This is a genomic window from Pseudoalteromonas luteoviolacea NCIMB 1944 (genome assembly GCF_001625565.1).
GTDB lineage: Bacteria > Pseudomonadota > Gammaproteobacteria > Enterobacterales > Alteromonadaceae > Pseudoalteromonas > Pseudoalteromonas luteoviolacea_F.
The window spans coordinates 83,720-102,465 of record NZ_AUXS01000019.1 but is presented as its reverse complement, the minus strand read 5'-3'; the positions used below and the strand labels follow the sequence as shown (position 1 = coordinate 102,465).

The 18,746-nt window shown below is 40.0% G+C and carries 14 protein-coding genes; 5 read left to right on the top strand and 9 right to left on the bottom strand.

Going from position 1 to position 18,746, the window contains the following annotated elements:
- Positions 1–63 precede the first annotated feature (63 nt).
- The 7 genes from N483_RS07965 to N483_RS07935 form a co-directional block, all read right to left on the bottom strand.
- Positions 64–1,068 (bottom strand): hypothetical protein, encoded by a 1,005-nt coding sequence (locus N483_RS07965; protein WP_023398801.1) that lies wholly within the window; start codon positions 1,066–1,068, stop codon positions 64–66.
- Between the two features lie 5 nt (positions 1,069–1,073).
- On the bottom strand, positions 1,074–2,000 hold the full coding sequence (locus tag N483_RS07960; protein ID WP_023398802.1) for a hypothetical protein: 927 nt from the start codon (positions 1,998–2,000) through the stop codon (positions 1,074–1,076).
- A gap of 54 nt (positions 2,001–2,054) precedes the next feature.
- Positions 2,055–3,749, bottom strand: coding sequence for a thiamine pyrophosphate-binding protein (locus tag N483_RS07955; RefSeq protein WP_063383330.1), 1,695 nt, complete (start codon positions 3,747–3,749; stop codon positions 2,055–2,057).
- A gap of 36 nt (positions 3,750–3,785) precedes the next feature.
- On the bottom strand, positions 3,786–5,279 hold the full coding sequence (locus tag N483_RS07950; RefSeq protein ID WP_023398805.1) for a flavin monoamine oxidase family protein: 1,494 nt from the start codon (positions 5,277–5,279) through the stop codon (positions 3,786–3,788).
- Between the two features lie 42 nt (positions 5,280–5,321).
- On the bottom strand, positions 5,322–6,164 hold the full coding sequence (locus tag N483_RS07945; RefSeq protein WP_023398806.1) for an alpha/beta hydrolase: 843 nt from the start codon (positions 6,162–6,164) through the stop codon (positions 5,322–5,324).
- Between the two features lie 811 nt (positions 6,165–6,975).
- Positions 6,976–7,428: a hypothetical protein gene (locus tag N483_RS07940; RefSeq protein ID WP_063383329.1), complete on the bottom strand. Its 453-nt coding sequence runs from the start codon at positions 7,426–7,428 to the stop codon at positions 6,976–6,978.
- A 68-nt stretch (positions 7,429–7,496) separates the two neighbouring features.
- A complete protein-coding gene (locus N483_RS07935; protein WP_023398807.1) occupies positions 7,497–8,489 on the bottom strand; it encodes a transposase in 993 nt (330 codons plus the stop codon).
- Between the two features lie 617 nt (positions 8,490–9,106).
- Between N483_RS07935 and N483_RS07930 the strand changes: the two genes are divergently transcribed.
- Positions 9,107–9,532 carry a hypothetical protein gene (locus tag N483_RS07930; RefSeq protein ID WP_023398808.1) on the top strand — a complete coding sequence of 142 codons (426 nt, stop codon included), beginning with the start codon at positions 9,107–9,109 and terminating at the stop codon, positions 9,530–9,532.
- A gap of 83 nt (positions 9,533–9,615) precedes the next feature.
- Positions 9,616–11,388, top strand: coding sequence for a hypothetical protein (locus N483_RS07925; RefSeq protein WP_155250746.1), 1,773 nt, complete (start codon positions 9,616–9,618; stop codon positions 11,386–11,388).
- Between the two features lie 219 nt (positions 11,389–11,607).
- Here N483_RS07925 and N483_RS26890 read toward each other — a convergent pair whose 3' ends face one another.
- Complete coding sequence (locus N483_RS26890) at positions 11,608–11,787, bottom strand: hypothetical protein (RefSeq protein ID WP_155250747.1); 180 nt, start codon at positions 11,785–11,787, stop codon at positions 11,608–11,610.
- A 678-nt stretch (positions 11,788–12,465) separates the two neighbouring features.
- On the opposite strand from N483_RS26890, the gene N483_RS07920 reads away from it, so the two are divergent.
- Positions 12,466–12,987: a flagellar protein FlhE gene (locus N483_RS07920; RefSeq protein WP_023398811.1), complete on the top strand. Its 522-nt coding sequence runs from the start codon at positions 12,466–12,468 to the stop codon at positions 12,985–12,987.
- Between the two features lie 41 nt (positions 12,988–13,028).
- Here N483_RS07920 and N483_RS07915 read toward each other — a convergent pair whose 3' ends face one another.
- The gene (locus N483_RS07915; protein ID WP_023398812.1) at positions 13,029–13,496 is read right to left on the bottom strand and encodes a hypothetical protein; all 468 of its coding nucleotides are present in this window, start codon (positions 13,494–13,496) and stop codon (positions 13,029–13,031) included.
- Positions 13,497–13,950: 454 nt separating this feature from the next.
- Here N483_RS07915 and N483_RS07910 point away from each other — a divergent pair, with 454 nt between their 5' ends.
- Positions 13,951–14,232: a transposase gene (locus N483_RS07910; protein WP_023398813.1), complete on the top strand. Its 282-nt coding sequence runs from the start codon at positions 13,951–13,953 to the stop codon at positions 14,230–14,232.
- Between the two features lie 639 nt (positions 14,233–14,871).
- On the top strand, positions 14,872–18,477 hold the full coding sequence (locus N483_RS07905; protein ID WP_023398814.1) for an FG-GAP repeat domain-containing protein: 3,606 nt from the start codon (positions 14,872–14,874) through the stop codon (positions 18,475–18,477).
- Positions 18,478–18,746: the final 269 nt, after the last annotated feature.

Below are 18,746 nucleotides of genomic sequence, written 5' to 3'. Positions count from 1 at the left end.
GAGTGTCGGTCGCTTTTTAGTGAAGCCTATAAAAAGCAATAGCTTCTCGCAATAACTAATGACTTACACAAGCTCTATTTTGCTCAAAGAAACACCTGATTTACGTATTGTCTTCTCTATATGCGCTATGGTCATAGGATCACGACTTACACCAGATTGAAACCAAGTAAGCTCTTGTGAGTTATGCTTTGACTCTGGCGTTGTATTTAGTACGCTGTGTAAATAGTTTTCAGCAAATAATTGATGGCTTTTAACGTCATTTGATATAGCAAGTATGCCCGGATGGACATGGTGCATTTGCACATCAGACATCGAAGATTTCGCAATAAAGCGTGATGCATTGTAAGCAAGTAAACGTACCTTTTTCGAGATAGCGTTTTGTATTTCGTTCATATTAAATAAGTCATCACACTGATCACTATATTTGCTAAATGACTGGGAGTCGAATAAAACCTTAGCTAAGCCTTTTAATGGGCAGTTTAAAGAGCCATGTTGATCTGTTAGTTGATCTAAATAAATAATATGATCGGCACTTTGGGCCTGCTCCAGTACTTTCACTTTTGGTAATGGTTTTGGCATTTCGAGCGTTAACCATGCATCGCTATTGGCAACGTTAACGAGCTGCGCGCTGTCTTTCTCAGGCATTGTCATAGCCTTGACCAGTGGTGAATTACTCGCTAGTGCATTCGGGCCGTGATATGCAACAGTTATGTCCTTGTTACTGCAACCTTTTTCGTGCAATTGCGCCAAACAAGCATTGACTAACTTATGATCAACGCTGTGCGGAAATGCCTGAGTACTAACTTGACCTAGTACTATGAGCACTTTCTCACTTTTAGATTGTTTAAAGTTGAGCGCGGAAGTCAGTTGGTTGAACAGTGAATTTGTTTGCGTTTGCTCTAGCAACCCCGCATTTTTTAATTGGCCTGTAGCAACTGCACCATTGTGGTTATTAAAAACGTTTTCTAATGCAAAACTTGGCATACTGCTGGCCAAGATCCCCATACCTGCGCCCGTCCCTTTTAAAAATGAGCGCCTTGATAGTCCTTTGTTATTTAATGGTTCCATAATGTTTAAACCTTTTCGTAAATACTGAGATACTCAGGAAGCATGGTGTTTTCATCGAGCGGAATAACTGCATGCACTTTATAGCCATATACCTTCATTTCTTTATGCCAAGCAGTCACAGATTGCAGCCGATCTCTTTGAGCTTGCGCTGCGTGCCAAGAACGGCCATGCAACAAGTTTTTCCAATCATTAAACACTGATACCACATGTTTATGCGCAGTTTGTTGCACATTAAATAGCGGCATTACTAACTTACCTCCTGACGGCATGACCTGCTTTATGCGTAACATCATGCTCGTAAATTCAGCGCTTGAATAGCTGTGAGGGCCATCGTAAATAGCAGCCAACTCTACGCTTGAAACGTTGATTTTTGGTGTTTTTCCGATTAACTCTGTTGGTTGTACTACACCAGAAAAGTCAGCTCTTTGTAATGGAGAATATGACTCATTGAGTGCGTGCGTCATGGTATAAGTTTGGCCATTAAAAAATGGAAGATGATTAATCGGATCAAACTCACTATCAGGTAATCCAAAACTGAGATACCCAGAGAGTTTTTGCATTTGAGTAAACTCGGTTAAATATTGACTGAAACGCACTTGCAGATCTTGCAAGCGGTGCATATTCAGTAGCTGCATGTTGAGTTTACTATTGGCTAAAATAGCTGATAAACGCTGATAAATTACCCCTTCATCCTGCACTTTAGACACACATTCAAGCGCTTGAGCGTGTACATCAGAGTCTTGGTATAGGTGGAGTTGTTTCGCTAGTAAAGCTGTTAAATCATTAAATAAATATTTATTGAGATATAAAGCGTGGTAACTATTTGACTCATTGAGCAACGCCCTTATCCAAGGCGAAGCAAATGCATCAACACTAGTCAAACCAGCAACAGCAAAACCGCTTTTTAAAAAAGCGCGTCGCGACAATGTCATTATTTTACCCTTGTGTTAGCGAGGCCGGCTGTATGTTGTACCGGCCAACTTTGGTTAAATACCCAAAAAGGCACGGTTTTCTGCGGGGAGGTCTTTCATCGGGATCTGTGCCGCAATTACACAAGGTTGATCAGGTCGCGCATGCGCGTGTTGTAAAGCACCTAACAAGTCTTCATAGGTATTTACTCTTAACCCTATACCGCCGTTGTAAACATGTGGCATATTTTCGTACTTCCAACCGTTGAGCATTACGTAATCCAGCGGAGCTTTGCCCGGCTCTGTAAAGAATGAGCCGTCAATCAAAAATTGCTCAATCGCATATGAACCATTGTCGACAATAACGATTATTGCCGGAATATTGTTTTGTACAAACGACGAAAATGCCTGAGAGACCATCTGGAACCCACCGTCACCTGTGACAATGAGCGGTCGTTTACCCGTAGCAAAATAACTGCCAATAGCTGCTGGTGTGCCTTGCCCGATGGAAAGCCAAATTGGGTTTGCTAAGAAGCATTGAGTGTCCATAACGGGAATATCCGCTCCAGGAAAGCTCGCCAAACAGGTATCTAAACTGATGTAGTAAGGAGATTGAGTGGTATTTAAAAAATCTCCGATGGCTGCAAAAATACCATCATGGCCCAAAGTGCCTGAGTACGGATCATTTTCGAATTTTGATTGCCATTGTTCACGGCGTTGTTGATAGTTCAAGCCGGCGACACTGGGTATAGCATTTTGCTGCGTATTAAGTCTTGGGAGAGCATTGATGGCTTCCAATGCTGTGCCTAAAGAGAGTTTACGTAGGACGTTGCTGCCCACCATCGCTTTATTAAATGCAACACGGATCAATTTGTCTTTGAGGGAAACTACCATGAAGCGATGATCAATCCCAAACAAACAACCGAGTGCAATTACACAATCTGATGACTCGACGCCTTGTGTTATGGTGGAAGGTGCCAAATCACTGTCGTATACGCCGCAAAATAACGGATGTGACTCACTCACTAAAGATTTCGAAAGTAGCGTTGTATAAAATGGCAGTCCTTGCGACTCAACAAACTGCATCGCCTCATCAATTAATCCAAAGCGGACGAGCTCAGCACCAAGCAATACGACGGGCTTGTTGGCATGAGTCAGTGTGTTTTTAATGGCGCGAACAAACTGGCGTCTACCTGCCCTATGGCGTCTTGCTGTGTAATTTAAATTTGCAGAAAAGTGTCCGATTGGTTTTTTCCATAAATCCTGAGGGATCTCGATATAGACAGGGCCAGATTGTTCTAATGCGGTAATGAGCAATTGATCGATACGGTCAGCAGCGCCGTCTAAATCGCGAATTTCCTCAGCTGCCAGAGTCAACTCTTTAAATACATGTAAATCGGTTTTACCAAACCCTGTTGAATGAGAGAATAAAACATCGTACTCGGCCTCAAGGCTGAGATCTTTATCAGTTGGACCACCATTAATAACCGCCAATGGTACGCGCTCAGTTAATGCGCTTGCAATGCCATTTGCCATGCTCAATGTACCAACGCCATAAGCTACAGACACGGCGCCAAGTGCACCTTGCCGACCATATCCATCTGCAGCATAACCAGCTTCCAGCTCGTTGACAGTATTAATAAAGTGCATATCCGGATCGGCGACCAAACTGTCGATAAAATCAGAACAAGAAGTACCTGGTACACCAAAAACATGGTGGCAACCCAACTGTTTAAGTCTGAGTGTAATAAACTCAGCGACTGTATAAGACATCATATTTCCTTATTACAAAAGTCAAATTTAAAATTCTTAAGCTTGTTTGTGAATGTATTGAACGGCTTCAAGGGCTGAAACCAGTGCACCTTGGATCCAAGAATGGTATACAGAGCAGTGCTCTCCTGCAAAACATAGGCGATGCTCGGGCTCGCTCATTAACGCGTAGTAGTCTTGATGATCTCTAGGATTGAAAAACGCGTAAGCACCTGCTGAATGGGTATGATTGCTCCAGCTCCAGCGCAATACACTTAAAATGTCATCCCGTTCAATATAGGGATGCACTTTCTTAAGTTCCGTATAAAGTAGCTCTTTAAGTTCAAAGTTGTTAAGGGTATCAACACGTCGTGCGTGTTGGCCCCAAGTATAGGAGGCTAATAGATAACTCGCAGAGTTCGAAATGGCATGATCCTTTGCTACAGCATTGTCTGCTGGGTACCAAGTATGGCCAAGACCAGCATCATATATGGTACTGCCACCATAGATCTTTTCTTTAATCTCCCAAAAGCGGTTTTTGGTTCTGATCAATACCTTAGTTGCAGAATCATAGTGTACCTGTGCAAATGCGCGTGCTTTTTTAGGGTTTATGCTGTTGTGAAAGTCGATTTTACCCAACACACCAAATGGGAGGGTACAAATTGCGTAATCAGACTCTATAGTGTGTTTGCTTCTATCTCTCGATTGATAACATATAGACACCTTGTCTGCTTGGTTTCTAACTTCTACGGCTTTAGCTCCAACCAAAAAGTTCACTTGACCAGCAATACGTTGGTGTAGATGTTTTGCCAATAAGTCGGTGCCACCCACTACTTCGTCAAAGCCTTCAAACCAAACGCGCTCAAGTTGCTCTCTTAAATGTTCAGAGAAAGCGGTATGCAGTAAAGTTGAAACACCATAAATAGAAGATACATATTCGAGTGCTTCTGAGCTCAACCCTGCCTGCTTGAACGCATCTTTAAGCGACATTGCATCAAGCTCTTTGAGTTTTTTAGTGGTTAATTGTTTTTCATAAAGTGCCTGTTTTTCTTTTTCAGACAATGAATTCAACACCTCGGTGACAGCAAGGTCCCACATATTATCTGCGCTCATGCTCCGTTCTTTAGCGGTCAGCTCAAAAGCACTTTTTAAAAGTTCAAAGCCCTCTGGACTACGCGCTACTTTTTTACCTCGGATCATTGCGTGAGTACGCACATTATCTTGAACAAACGGACGTAATTTTAAGCCCATTTCTGCTATGTATTGACGAGTTACTTGATGATGCGTTGGAATGCGCATAGCACCCAACTCGGCATACAATGCATCTGACTCGCGTAAAGTTCTTACACGGCCTCCAATATGACCAGGATCTGCTTCTAGAATGGTTACTTTTGCGCCAAGCCTAACTAATTCGTATGCGCTAGTTAAACCAGCAATGCCAGCCCCTATAATTGTTACAGATGGTGCGCCCTTTAAACTTTTGGCGCCAAGTGCCCTGACACTGTTTAAAAGCGTCATCGGCTTGCCACTATGGGCAAGAGTATTGTTCTTCATTAAAAAGTCCTTTTAACGATAGATTAAATTTTTATTGAAAATTTAGTGCCTTAAAGCAGATTTTATTGCGTCAGCCAAAGCTAGTGGTTGTGTGATCATAGGCAAGTGGCCCGACTCAATGCTATAGGTTTGTGTCGCGCCGATAGACTGAGCAATTTTTTGCTGTGTTGCATACGAAATAATCTTGTCTTCTTTTGCAAAAACATACACTTTTGGAATAGCATCTAACTTGGATTTATTTAAATGCACTTTACCTTCGCCTGTCACCGCAGGTTCATCGACTGATTGTGACCAAATCTTTGCTTGCATCGATTTTGATTTGGTATTGGTAAATGAAGCAACATATTCCGATTGGTTGGTGATTTTCATCCAGCCGTCTTCGTACGTCACACCTTTAAAGTAGTTTTTTTCATCTTCTTTATTTAGTAGTGCAAAAGGTTTAGCACCTTCGAATGGCGCAACCGCACTGACATAGATTAAATGACTCACATGAGCTCTATTGCATGAGGCAAGTGCTTCGTGAGCCACCGCTCCGCCTTGACTATGCATAACCCAAACTTGTGGCTGTGGTAAGTCTTTTGTGCGCTTACACAATGAATTGGCTGCGTGGTTTAAGGTGATGATTTTTGGTGCCACCTTATTATCACGTCCAGGCAAGTCTATGATATGTGGAATGATTTGAGCATTTTTCAATTCCGTTGCAACAGGTTGCCAAGCAGAGCCCCGCAAATGTGCACCATGAATAAATACCACTGTTGTTTCAGTTTCAGCTCGCTCAGTTGAAAGACTTCCTGCAGAAAGTGGTTTTGAGTCTGAAGAGATACTATTACAAGCAACCAAACTTGCAACAGCGCATAAAGATATGAATGTATGTTTTAACTTCATCCTAAGTCCTTCCTAATTCTGTAAGTAAAAAACGGGGGCATCTTAGCAAGAAAAAATACGAAAAATAACATCAAAACAACGAGGCGATCCTAGGTTTGTAACTCATTAATTGAAAAAACAAAAAAGTCATCGATAGCGGCAAAAACAGACCTGAATTTTTATTCAAAACAGAAGACTAAATACCCACAAATACACAAGAAGCTGATTTGTTATACTTTTGTAGAATAAAAACGACAATTTTCTTCTCTATCTCACTTAAGCATGTGATTTGTTCATTAAAAAATTGAATAAAACTATAAATGGTCCGATTCATTGCTCTAAATATAATTATTACAACACTGTCAACTATTAATTATTCTCAACTTGAGCTTAAATTTATGCATTTTTTAATATTTTAGCCTCGAAAGACTGTTGAGCAGTATTAAATAATTATTTTTATAAAAATTTTATTTTTTATTGAATTCATTGAGTAAGAATGATTAAAAAATGCACTTTTTGAAGCTTTATCTCATTTGATATGTTGGGTTTAAGTAATACCGTGGATAAAATTTGGGTGAACCGATTGAGGAAATAAAGAAATAAATAAAGAAAAAATGGAAGGGGAAAAATGGGACAGGCACATTTTGTAGGCTGATAAACTGTACAGTCATGGTTAGTAGCATTGACGCCATGTATTTCTTATAAACGTCCCAATAACTAGGAAAAACTGTCGAGTTACATTTGTTTTTAGGAATAAATTTCAAGTAGGAATATTTTCATCTCAATAAACAAATGAAAGTTCAGAGCCGAAGAGAGGGGTTTAGCTAAATTATTAACCGACCCCCTTATACCAATTTACATCGTTTTTAGCAGCATGAACTCTTAATACTGTTTCAGAGCCTGCAAAATTCCCATAACGCGTTCCATAGTTTTGTACCCTATCCAACCAAGTCGTCACTTCAATTTTCATTGATGCGAGTACATGGGGCACATCTTTTGACATGTAACCTTTCTCTTTAGAGTGAATATAACGGCCCGTCCAATCAACTAGCTTGAGGTAACCTAATAACGAAAATGGTAATGTGTGCTCTTGCTCTCTACCACCAAACGGTTTTAGTGATGTGGGTTGTTTGATGTGAAAAGAAAAAATTGGACAGGCACATTTTGCAGGCTGATAAACTGTACAGTCATGGTTAGTAGTATTGACGCCATGTAATTTCTTATAAACGTCCCAATAACTAGGAAAAACTGTCGAGTTACATTTGTTTTTAGGAATAAATTTCAAGTAGGAATATTTTCATCTCAATAAACAAATGAAAGTTCAGAGCCGAAGAAAGGGATTTAGCTAAATTATTAACCGGCCCCCTTATACCAATTTACATCGTTTTTAGCAGCATGAACTCTTAATACGTTTTGTGAGCCTGCAAAATTCCCATAACGCGTTCCATAGTTTTGTACCCTATCCAACCAAGTCGTCACTTCAATTTTCATTGATGCGAGTACATGGGGCACATCTTTTGACATGTAACCTTTCTCTTTAGAGTGAATATAACGGCCCGTCCAATCAACTAGCTTGAGGTAACCTAATAACGAAAATGGTAATGTGTGCTCTTGCTCTCTACCACCAAACGGTTTTAGTGATGTGGGTTGTTTGATGTGAGGCTCTGTTTCATTTTGATCTGGCTTTTTGACGTTTGCTTTACTGCTTTGGAATTGCTTTATTCGCTCTTGAATTGATGTAAAGTCGCTATCCTCTAGCTTGTTTGCCATATTCGCTCGAATTGGGTTTAAATCCACATACGCCATGCAACTAAGCAGTGCTGTTTCATCTAACAAAGCTTGTGATTTATATCGTCCTTCCCAGTATTTACCCGTGCAGTTGTCTTCCTTGTTTGCTTCCCTTGCAATGTATTCATTGAGGTTTTTCATAAACCAACTGATGTCATACAGCCTTGCGCGCCATTTTTCAATCAGCTCAGATTTAAGCAGTTCCTCCACCTCACTCAGAGTGTCACCGAGTAAGCTCCTATCAACAATTGGGCTGCCTTTGTATAACTTGTACCACCTCGATATCACTTCATCACCTGACCAACTTAGTGCTTGCTGCCTATTCACTTTAACAACCAAATGATAGTGATTGCTCATGATGGCGTAAGCTGCTATTTCTATCGAAAATACACTACTGAGCAACTTTATACGCTCTACCAACCACATTCGTCTATGGTCAAAATTTTTGCCTGTGTACTTATCTTCCCCACACAAAAAAGCACGACGTACACACCGTGCTATTAAGTGATAGTAAGACGTTGACGACAAATCTATTAATCCCTTCCTTGCTCTTGTCATTCCCTTAAGCTCAATTTTTAACTGGATATTTAAACAGTAGTAAAGAAACCTAGTTTAAGCAATGAATTTGTGTCTGTCCCATAATTTCACCATAATTTCAATCATAAGACGTCGAAGACAAATTTATCAGTGCTTTCAGTGCTCTTGTCATTTCTATTCAAATCCATTTAAGTACTGGATATTTAACCAGAAATGAAATGCAAGGTTTAAGCAATAATTTGTGTCTGTCGACGGTGATCTTTATTTTAATTTTGGGAATTTTAACAGCAGTCGCCCCACCAAATTCTGCGGATTTAGCTCTAAACCTGATAATTCTGATGAGCTGTCTCAATAGTTCGGTACTTCTTAGAATACTTTCCTATAACATTGTCTTTAGCCACACAAATAAACAGGGCAGACGTAGTTAACGTACGATAGAACTGACAAGTTTCTTTGTAATAACCTGTAATATACTTTTTTTTTGATTTAACTAACCTACCACTTGTTAATGAATAACTAGCGCATTAACACAAATTTACATCATGTACTTTATTCAAATACGCTTTCGACGACGCAAATAGAACGCGTTAATTAAACTACGCAACTTTGTAAAGTAACACTAATAAAAGGATTCAATCATGAGCAATAAAAATTGGAGTGCACCACAATCATTGGATTTTATACCTACTGGAAAGTTGGTGACTTTTACTGCTATGCACCAAGCAGCCTATGAGCAATATATTCAAATAACAGACGAAAATGGCAAGCCTATTACTTTTCAAACGTTATCAGGAAGTAACTGTGAATTTCCAATACACGGGCAAGGACAGACAGTAGGCTTTTTCGAAAATGGTACTGGTAAATTTACAATGAGAAAAGGGCTTCAAATCCAATTCGCAAACTCCGGCTCACACGTTTCACTTGTCGCTGTAGCAAATCCAAACCTATTTTTTATCAACGGTAAAACCTTTGGCGGCGGTACTTTATATGTCACAGAAGATGGCGGTGGGACAGACTATAACGACACAAGCTTTGTACTGCAATGGTTCGAATTTGAAGGATAATTTGCATTGTTAGGAAAATAATTGTTAAAGCTCATAGAGGGCGTAAAGGACTTTGGCATATGTTATCACCACAGCAAAAAATAATGACAGTGTATATATTCACTGCCATTGTTATCACAACGATTTTAATTAGTCAGCAAGCTTATGCAAAAGCTGATTTTCCTGGCGGTATGCCAATCACCGCAACTGATTTAACACAAATACCGGTCCAGCTCCCGATTGCTCCCCCTAAATATGACCCTGAAAACCCGATAGAACACAAAGAATTTGCACGATTTGCTTGGCGGCAGTTTATTTACTTAAATGCTCCAGCCAAACAAAACGGGTTATCTGGGAGCGGGGTGTCACCAGTGGTTAGAGGGACGGTTTCGGACAATCAAGGTTTTATTTTTTCGGGTAAGCCAAACTTTTACCGCTCTGGAAAAACGTCAACAAGTAATTTAAGCAAGCATGTAACGGTATGGGAAAGTTATGCGCATAGATCTGAGTTATTCCCAAAGCAGAGCACACCAAAAGGTGATTTTCAAACACTTGCACCTCAATATTTTTTTAAAAATGCGACGGTTACTACACACCAAGCGAGATTTAATAACTTAGATGAAAACTCGCAGATAGGACAGAATAAGATCTTTTTCCCTGCAAATGGCAGCACACCTGCGGAAAACCCTTACGATGACCATGAAGTGCTGTTTCAAGCTAAAGTGAATCAAGTTGAATATGACTATATAAAATCTTTGAAAGGAAAAGCCCCTAATGACTTCAATTTGCCGCCAAATGAATTACCAAACTTCGCAAACAAAGAAACTATAGAAATAAAAGCTGCATGGAGAGAACTTTCTCAAACGATGATTGACTCTGGCCGCTACCATACCGCTGAGGCGCTATACTATCGGTGTCATCTCATGGTCGGTGATGAATGTGAACAAGCTAGCGCAACGAGTGGCACCTTTGGTTTGGTCGGGTTGCATATCATTAGAAAAATGAAGCACTATGAGGCGTTTATTTACACTACATTTGAGCATGTCGACAACTTAGTAAAGGCGGATGGTAGTAGTCCTTCGGGATTATACTTTATAACCAATTACAATCAGCTTGATTATGGTGACAAGAAAGGTGATCAAGCAAAACCGCACGCAGTAATTAACAATGGTGTGAACCGTATTCTAGTTCCTTTACCTACAGAAGGTGAAGTAAAAGCTGATCATGGATATGACTTTATACCAGGTAAATTTACATTACCAAGTGAATATAATCGAGGGCCAATCAAAGTTGAACAACCCCCTACCATAACTAAGGCGGTAGTCGAGGTTAATAAGGAAGTGCACCAAGCCATGAAGGAGTCAGGAAAATTTGGCGACTCTGTTTGGCAATATTATCGCTTGAAAGGCGTACAGCCTTTGCCTACCAATGAAGATACTGGGTTAACAAGTCCTGAAAAGCCACTTACTCAGGATTACTTCTTAGCTAATAATATCATTGAAAGTAGTCAATCTGGGTTACAGTTATTTAAAGGTCGTGCGCCTGCGATTATAGATAATACTTTAGCTAACAATAAAGCACCTTGCCCGAATGCACCCATTGGATCTAAGTGCCTATTAAACCAAAGAGAACTGCCTAATATCACCAATGTACCGGAGTTGTCGAACCACTTTGTCATGGGTGGGTGTATGGGATGTCACGGTAGAGCCACTTACACAACATCTAATAACAAAGACAAGCCGCGTAGCATTTTTAGTTTCCTCATTTCAGAGAAAAACTTAACAGGTCAAGGTGGGTTTAACGCCGACGCTTTAGATGAGAGCACGAAAAAAATGCTTGAAAAGTCAAAGGAATATATGGGAATTGAAAATAACTAACGATCAAGTACATTAACAAGGCTGTTATAGAAGCAGCCTTGTTGTTACGAGTATTATAAGTTTTGTATTTACGTCCCACCTAATTTAAAGCTAGTGCAAAAACCTAATATTAATAACCCCCACCAGAAACTACGGTCTTATATTTTCTAAGTTGATCCTCTGTCAATCGGGCGCACTGTCAAATGAGTATGTCTCTGTTCTACCTGTTTTTATTCATACTCATGCCACATCTGTTATACCTAAATACTTGACAAACTCTGGTTCAGGTAAGAGGTAAATTTTCTTACCTATCGATGCGGATAAAGTGAGTAGATCGAGCTCTCTGCGCTCTTTTTTCAATGATAAAGACAAGAGTATCTGGATGAGTTCTTGAGAAATGGAAGTTGATTCTTTACTCAAACCAGTATTACTTAAAATAAGACTTGTATTAGTTTACAAGCCTCGAGAGCTTATGAAATTGTGTCTGTCCCACTATGCCCTATGCCTCCTTCTAACGATGTTGTATTACATGATGCTGCCATGATGCGATAGAAGCTGAGAAGTGCCTATTTCTATCTTGTTTTTACATGTGGTGCACTTGCATGTTGAATTCGGGGGTTTTAATTTTTCTGATACCTTACAATTAACCGTTCTATGTATATTTAATAGCGCATTTGGACTGCGGTAATAGTTACTTAACATAAATAATAGCGGGCCTTGAGTGAGTCCTTTATCAAAATAATTAGCATGATCTATGCGCGTGATTTTACATCTTGCGCATTATCTCTGTTTTTTGATGTTAAGACCTTCAGTCGTTTATTTCACACTTGGCTTTGGGCTGTGTTTAAAGCGTTTAAGGGCGCTTATTATTTATGCGCCATTTGTTCCTCAAGTTGTATCGATATGGGTCAGTCACATTTCAACATGTACTCAACAAATTCTTTTTTATGATTATAATTTTACAAGTTCATTTTTTAACCGATTAATATGTAATGTATTTACAATTATCAAGATTACCTTATTGTAAATAATGTTATTGACATTGTGTTTTTTAGTTGATAAAAGTTAAATAGATTTACGGAAAATAGGAAAAGGAAAATGTTTAAAAAAACCGCTAAATACTTAACGACTTGTTTGGCTTCTGCAGCCGTTTTATGGACTGGCATCTCTAGTGCTGAAGTACAACAAGCAGAGCTTCTCGCCCCAACAATCTCTGTTTCAACTGAGCAAATATCACCCAGCAATGTAGAAAGTCCAATCACAATAAGTGGTGGTGCCTGGGCAAGCAGTGGTACAGCACCGACAATCAGAAACTCAGGCTTATTATACACATTAAACTTACCAGTGGTGGGATCTGTGCCTTTCGGATCTAAGATCAATGTTGTGAACTATTCTTGGGGCTTTTCAAAAGTTCCACCCGGGATGATTGTGTATCTTTGTTGGAATTCAACATCGGCGTGCGTGGATGTTACATCGAACAAATCAGGTAGATTAACGAACTTTGCTGGTTTAGACGCGAACAAAAAGTTCATTTTCGCCTACGGCGTGCGTGGTAATGGCAGTGCTATTTCTCCGCCAGCATATGGACAAAGAAGCCAAGTAATCGTTAATTACGATTGATGAAATATTTGGGCCTATTGATAAGGCCCAATACCATACCTTCATGCATATTGGTCAACACTTAACATCCCTGATTTAGCTTGATAGTCCATTGGAAGAGACTTGTTAAAGGAGATAATTTCTTTAAATATCTCTGCATCTGATGCGCCCTCTCCCTTCATCCTATTAAATATTTCGATTCGCTGCTCTGTCACCTGCGCTGCAACTTTATCAAATTTAACTGAGCGATCTGCCCAATTTTTAAATGCGGCCGGATCTGTAAGAGGGGGTGCTTCGTTTAAGTTGACCATCATTTTATTGGGGATAAATGTGATTGCTTCGGCCATTTCCTCTGCAAATTTAGGGTCATCTTCTACTTTTTTTGTGAATGTGTCCCAACCATGATTTATCTGTGACGAGTGAGTATCTTGTGTGTCATGTGTTGAGGGAGAAGCCGTGTTTTGAGTTTTGGCTGATGAATATTGTGATGAGTAACTTGATACGTTTTGGGGGTTAGTGTTTAAAATCATGACTTATCTCCTTATGTCTTAAGATAAGCGATGCAAACTTTAAGCCAGCATTTAGACGCACTTATTTATTGAGAACACTAGGTTGAAATGGCAATAAGGTTGTATTTTTTTGAAATTTAATGCCGCCTCATGGGCGTGTTTTTGCCGCTTTTTAATCGATAAAGCGCGGTTAAGAGGAATAATTTAGTTTGCTTAGCGTCTGACCCACCGACCCTTTAACACTAAAGTGAATCTGGTGGTGAGCTTTAACCTATTTTTTGGATAAATATTGTGTCTGAATAAGATTGGTTGGGAGCCTATGATAAACCCGTGATTGTTTTCGCGAATACACGGCCGCATCTAATAAAGTGAGGAGCTCGAACTCTTGAGACTGCAATAAAAACGGTGTAACTGTCTGTTATTAATACCGTGTTGGTATAGACAAGCAGATAATGAACAAGAAAGAATCAGCTAGATGCTTACTAAAGTGACCGCTGAGTCAGCCCTCAATGCTGAGCGGGATGAGCATCTGGGTTATCGTAAAAATAGTAAATCCACTTCTCGAAACAGCCGAAATGGCTACGCCAATAAAACCATTGTTACTGAAGATGGCGCTATTGATATAGAGGCTCCGAGGGACCGCCTCAGCACCTTTGAGCCTCCGTTGGTGAAGAAACAACAAACCCGTTTTACCAGCATGGGTGACAAAATCCCCAGCCTTAATGCAAAGGCGGGAAATCGTAAAAACCTTCAATGAGATGTACGATGTGGACGTTTCTCCATCGCTCATTATTCGTGTAACAGATGCCGTTATCGCTAACGTAGTTAGCTTCCAAAGATACTGCTGCATTTGCAGGCAATAAAGCTAACAGCGCACAACTATACGCTGTTCATTCAACGCCTTTTCCTATTTTCATACTGCTAAAATCTGCCCTTACCATTTATTGGACAAAATTTATCTTTAATTGAGTTTACTGTGCGCCCATAACGTATATAGCTTGTGCAATGGGACACAGTTAATATGAAATGGGCACGATTTGGTAGGTAAAAGAGAACAAAGAAAAGTAAAGGACAGGCATTTTTTGGGCTGTCAATAAAGTGATAGTCATTGTAGGCGGCACATCGGGTATAGGCCGCCAAATTGTAGAACAATTACAAGCAATAAATTTGTGTCTGTCCCCTATTGCTCCGCTATTGCACCCTGTTGCAACCTTTTTCACCTTTTGCATTAACTTCAGGCTATACTAGCCCTATTTTGCTCGTATTTTTATTATCTGCCCCCTCAATCTTATTTTAGACCGGTATCATGCTTATTTGCCTAAACTTTGCCGTTCAAAAATGTCCCATTTTATGTACAATACCCAGTTTTATATCGCTTAGGAAAATAATAGCTAGAATGCGACATTTCAATAAAACAGCACTTACAGTTCTAATGACCTCTATTCTATCAGGATGTGGAGGGGGGTCTGATTCCAGCAATGCTGGCTCAAATACAAATCAAACACAACAAGTAGAAAACACAGTAAGTGATTTGTTGCGCAACCCAGAAGGTGCGAGTAAATCTGAATTAAAAAATACGATCAAAAAGCTAATTTCCACGAGATATACCGGCAACGAGGCAGATGCTGCATTAACAGGCTCCTTGGTCAAGCAAACATTCAAGCACTTGTTTGATTCTACTGTCGACTCTTTGGCTGGTACTAACTTTGACAACATCAGTACCCAGACCAATTCCAATGGAATTATACGCGGTAGCGCTAACTGTTATATCTCTGGAACTAGCAGCTTCGTCGGTAAACTAGATGAACAGGGTAAAGGCCATATCGTTGTCGATTACACCAATTGTAAAAATTACGAAAATACACCTACGTTGTCAGGTTCAATAACAACCGTTGTTACCGCGTTTGCAAACACTGGCTACGATATATCTTTTTACTTTAATAAACTAACTGGCGAAAGCGATGATAAAAAGCAAACGTTGTCAGGTTATTTTACGACACAAAGTAGCAACGTTAACAATTCAAGTAACCAAACTTTAACCCTAGAACACAACATGCTTTTCGAACAGGCTGATGGAAAACAGTTCATTTCATCATTCTCTGCAACATCAACGGAAGAAAACGGGTTTGTCGACAACTTAACAACTCAAGGGTCAATTACATATAGTGAAGAAGGTAAAGTACAGTTTAAAACTAGCCCACTGATAGGTAGAGCGCCATATTTCTCTGAAGGCAGCATTGAATTTACAGGTGCTTCACAACGAGTAGAGTTGCTTTTTTCGGAGCCGTTAACAACCTACTATTTGGATAGAGATAATGATGGAACTCATGATGAAGGCACTTACTTTAGAGACTTCTATTCAATTTTTTTAGACCCTTCATTGGCAATAAAGACCACATCGATTGACAATATGTCCTTGCCTCCGCTTGTTCATACACCCCATTTCACGCAAGACCGCTATGACACGACAACCCCAATTACTGTCCAAAGTGGCAGTTATGAAGATCCTGATACAGAACTAAATGAATTAGAGATTGGCTTCCGTTGGTACATAAATGGTGATGTAATTGAAAATCAATCTTCTGATACGCTGCCAGCTGGCATCGCAAAATCCGGTGACTCAGTTACCGTTGCAATGCTAGTTTCCGATGGTGCTAACCAAACTTTAAGCAACAAAGCACTTGCATATATTGAAGATGCACCTATATCAGTCAGTACTGTAGAAATGCCTGCATTTGCTACCCCCGGCGATGTTGTAACATTTACCGCATTAGAATTAGACCCAGACACACCGGAAACCGCAAAACCTGCAAAGTTAGTTTCTGCGCCTAATGGAGTTACTATTGACGAAAATGGTACCATAACCTGGGTAGTGCCAACCGACAGTATGTTCTCTTCACAAACATACTATTTCAATTTTGAAATTCCCGATCCGAGTTCAACTGAGAACCAAAGCACTACAACTGAGTATTCAATTACAGTTAATGGCGGTGGCAATTTGCCTCTTGCTCGCTCAGGCACACATACGCCAATACAGGGTAATAATATTACCATTGGTGACTTCGATGGTGATGGCAACAATGAAGTTTTAACAACAGATAACCTCGACCGTATCATGTTATTGTCTCATCAATCTGAAGATTTTGAACAAACTTGGCTGTATCCCTATAAAATGCCAACACAAGGTACGATCCAACAAGTCATTGCATATGACTCTAACCATGACGGCAAACCAGAAATTTATGTCCTGACAAAAAACGGTCTTAGCGTAATTGAGGACTTAAATTCAGAAGCTAAAGCGCTGCTTTCATTTGAGGACGTAGCTAAATCGGCAGCAATTGCAGATACAAACGGCGATGGACAACCTGAGTTCGCAGTAATTCACGGCGAAGAATATAATGACGATAGTAGTCATCTATCTGTCTACTCCCAATCAGATTTAAATGCGCCTATATTTAACGCTTCACTGCCAAAAATGAACATGCTCGAATTTGGCAATGTTGATTCGGACAACAATCTTGAACTCATCATCAACAATGGTGTTGTATATGATTCGAAAAACTGGGAAAACCAGTGGTTGCACTCAGGATCATTTGGCTCAACCCTGTTAGAACTAGGTGACCTTGATGGTGATGGTGTGCAAGAGATTGTTGGCTCTGACTGGGAATTTGTGCGAGTTTACTCTGCACTCACAAACTCCCAGTTAGGTGAATTGAAGTCTTCCGACATATGCTCTATAAACACGCATAATATTGACACTGACAAACACGATGAATTGTTAATTGGCCCTTGTCAGTGGGGAAACATCGAGGTGTATAATATTGATGAAACAGGAACCTTTTCCAGTGCCCAGACAATATTCAACCAAGAAACGAACACCAAGTCAATTCATGTAGGCGATAGTGATAATGATGGCAGTTTGGAGGTATTGTGGAGTAGTAATTCGAATTCGAGCGCCAATAATATTTTGTCAGTAGCAGATGTAAATGCAAACGGCATCGAAACTCGTACTGACCTTGTATCACCATATCTGAGTAATTATGTACCAGCTGGATGGAATCAAAAAAATGAGTCTATTTTTTATGCCGCATATCAAGCAGGTAACTTAAGCGACCGAGGCTCCATAATAAGCATGGATAGTTCAGGTGACTATTCAACTAAAGAGCTCGATAGCTTTGAGTACTGGAACAATAGAATGGCTCAAGTAGCCAGCTTCAATGACAATGGCCTAGATCAAGTACTTATCTCAACCTCCGATAGCTATGATACCGGTTTAAGTATTTTTGATTTCGAAACAAGCAGTATTTCTTATCAACTACCTGTTGATAGCGAATCAACTCTAAGTGCAATTGAAACGATAGACGCAGATGGTGATAACGTATCTGATGCCCTGTACAGTGTGGGTACCAATTTCACTGTCGTTGATGTATTCAACCAAAACTTGATCGCAACCTATGCGCTTGACCAGCAACTTCATGATTTTAGTGCAAACTACAGCAACGGACTTTCAGTCGTGCTCTCTGATTCTAGTCTACAAGTTATTGAACTCGACAATGGTAGCTTCTTTAGCACTGCTTCTTACCCCATAGAATGCCTTCAAGTTGAGTACTTTAACTACGATAGTGATGAAAACAAAGAAATTATCTGTTTAGGGCACGGCTCTTATAACTTCACATATAATCTTCAAATCTCTATTTTTAAGGAAAATAATGGCACTCTTGAGCTCGTCCATGAACAAGCCGCACCATTGAACACTACGGCAATAGCGATTTCACCTACCAGCACAACCAGTCAGAATATCATCTACGTTACGAGTTATAACTCTTGGTATGGTGATTCAAAATCACAAATCATATATGCAGATTCAAAGGGCAACAAGCTTTGGGCAAGCCCTGAACTCATTGGGTCGACCAGCAAACATAAACTCAAGACCAGAATGAGTGAAGATGGCAAACTACAACTACTGTTTTCAACCACCTCTGCAATGTTTCAGCTCAATTAATCAATTATAGCCCCCGCAAGGGGGCTTACACTGCGACAGCGAATTTACTATATATTAGTCAACTTTCACTTACCAAGTTTGGCGGAACGTGATGAGGTTGTTGGAGCCAAAAAACACTAAATTAATGTCTTTCCCAAGTTATTTTCATTCCAAGTTATTACCATTTTTGTCTGTCTTACGCTGTTTTTATCGCCTTCAAATGCGGAACTAAACGCTTGGCTACAATTGGTGAGGTATGGACCAAGCCTATTGGTTTCCCTTTGATACAT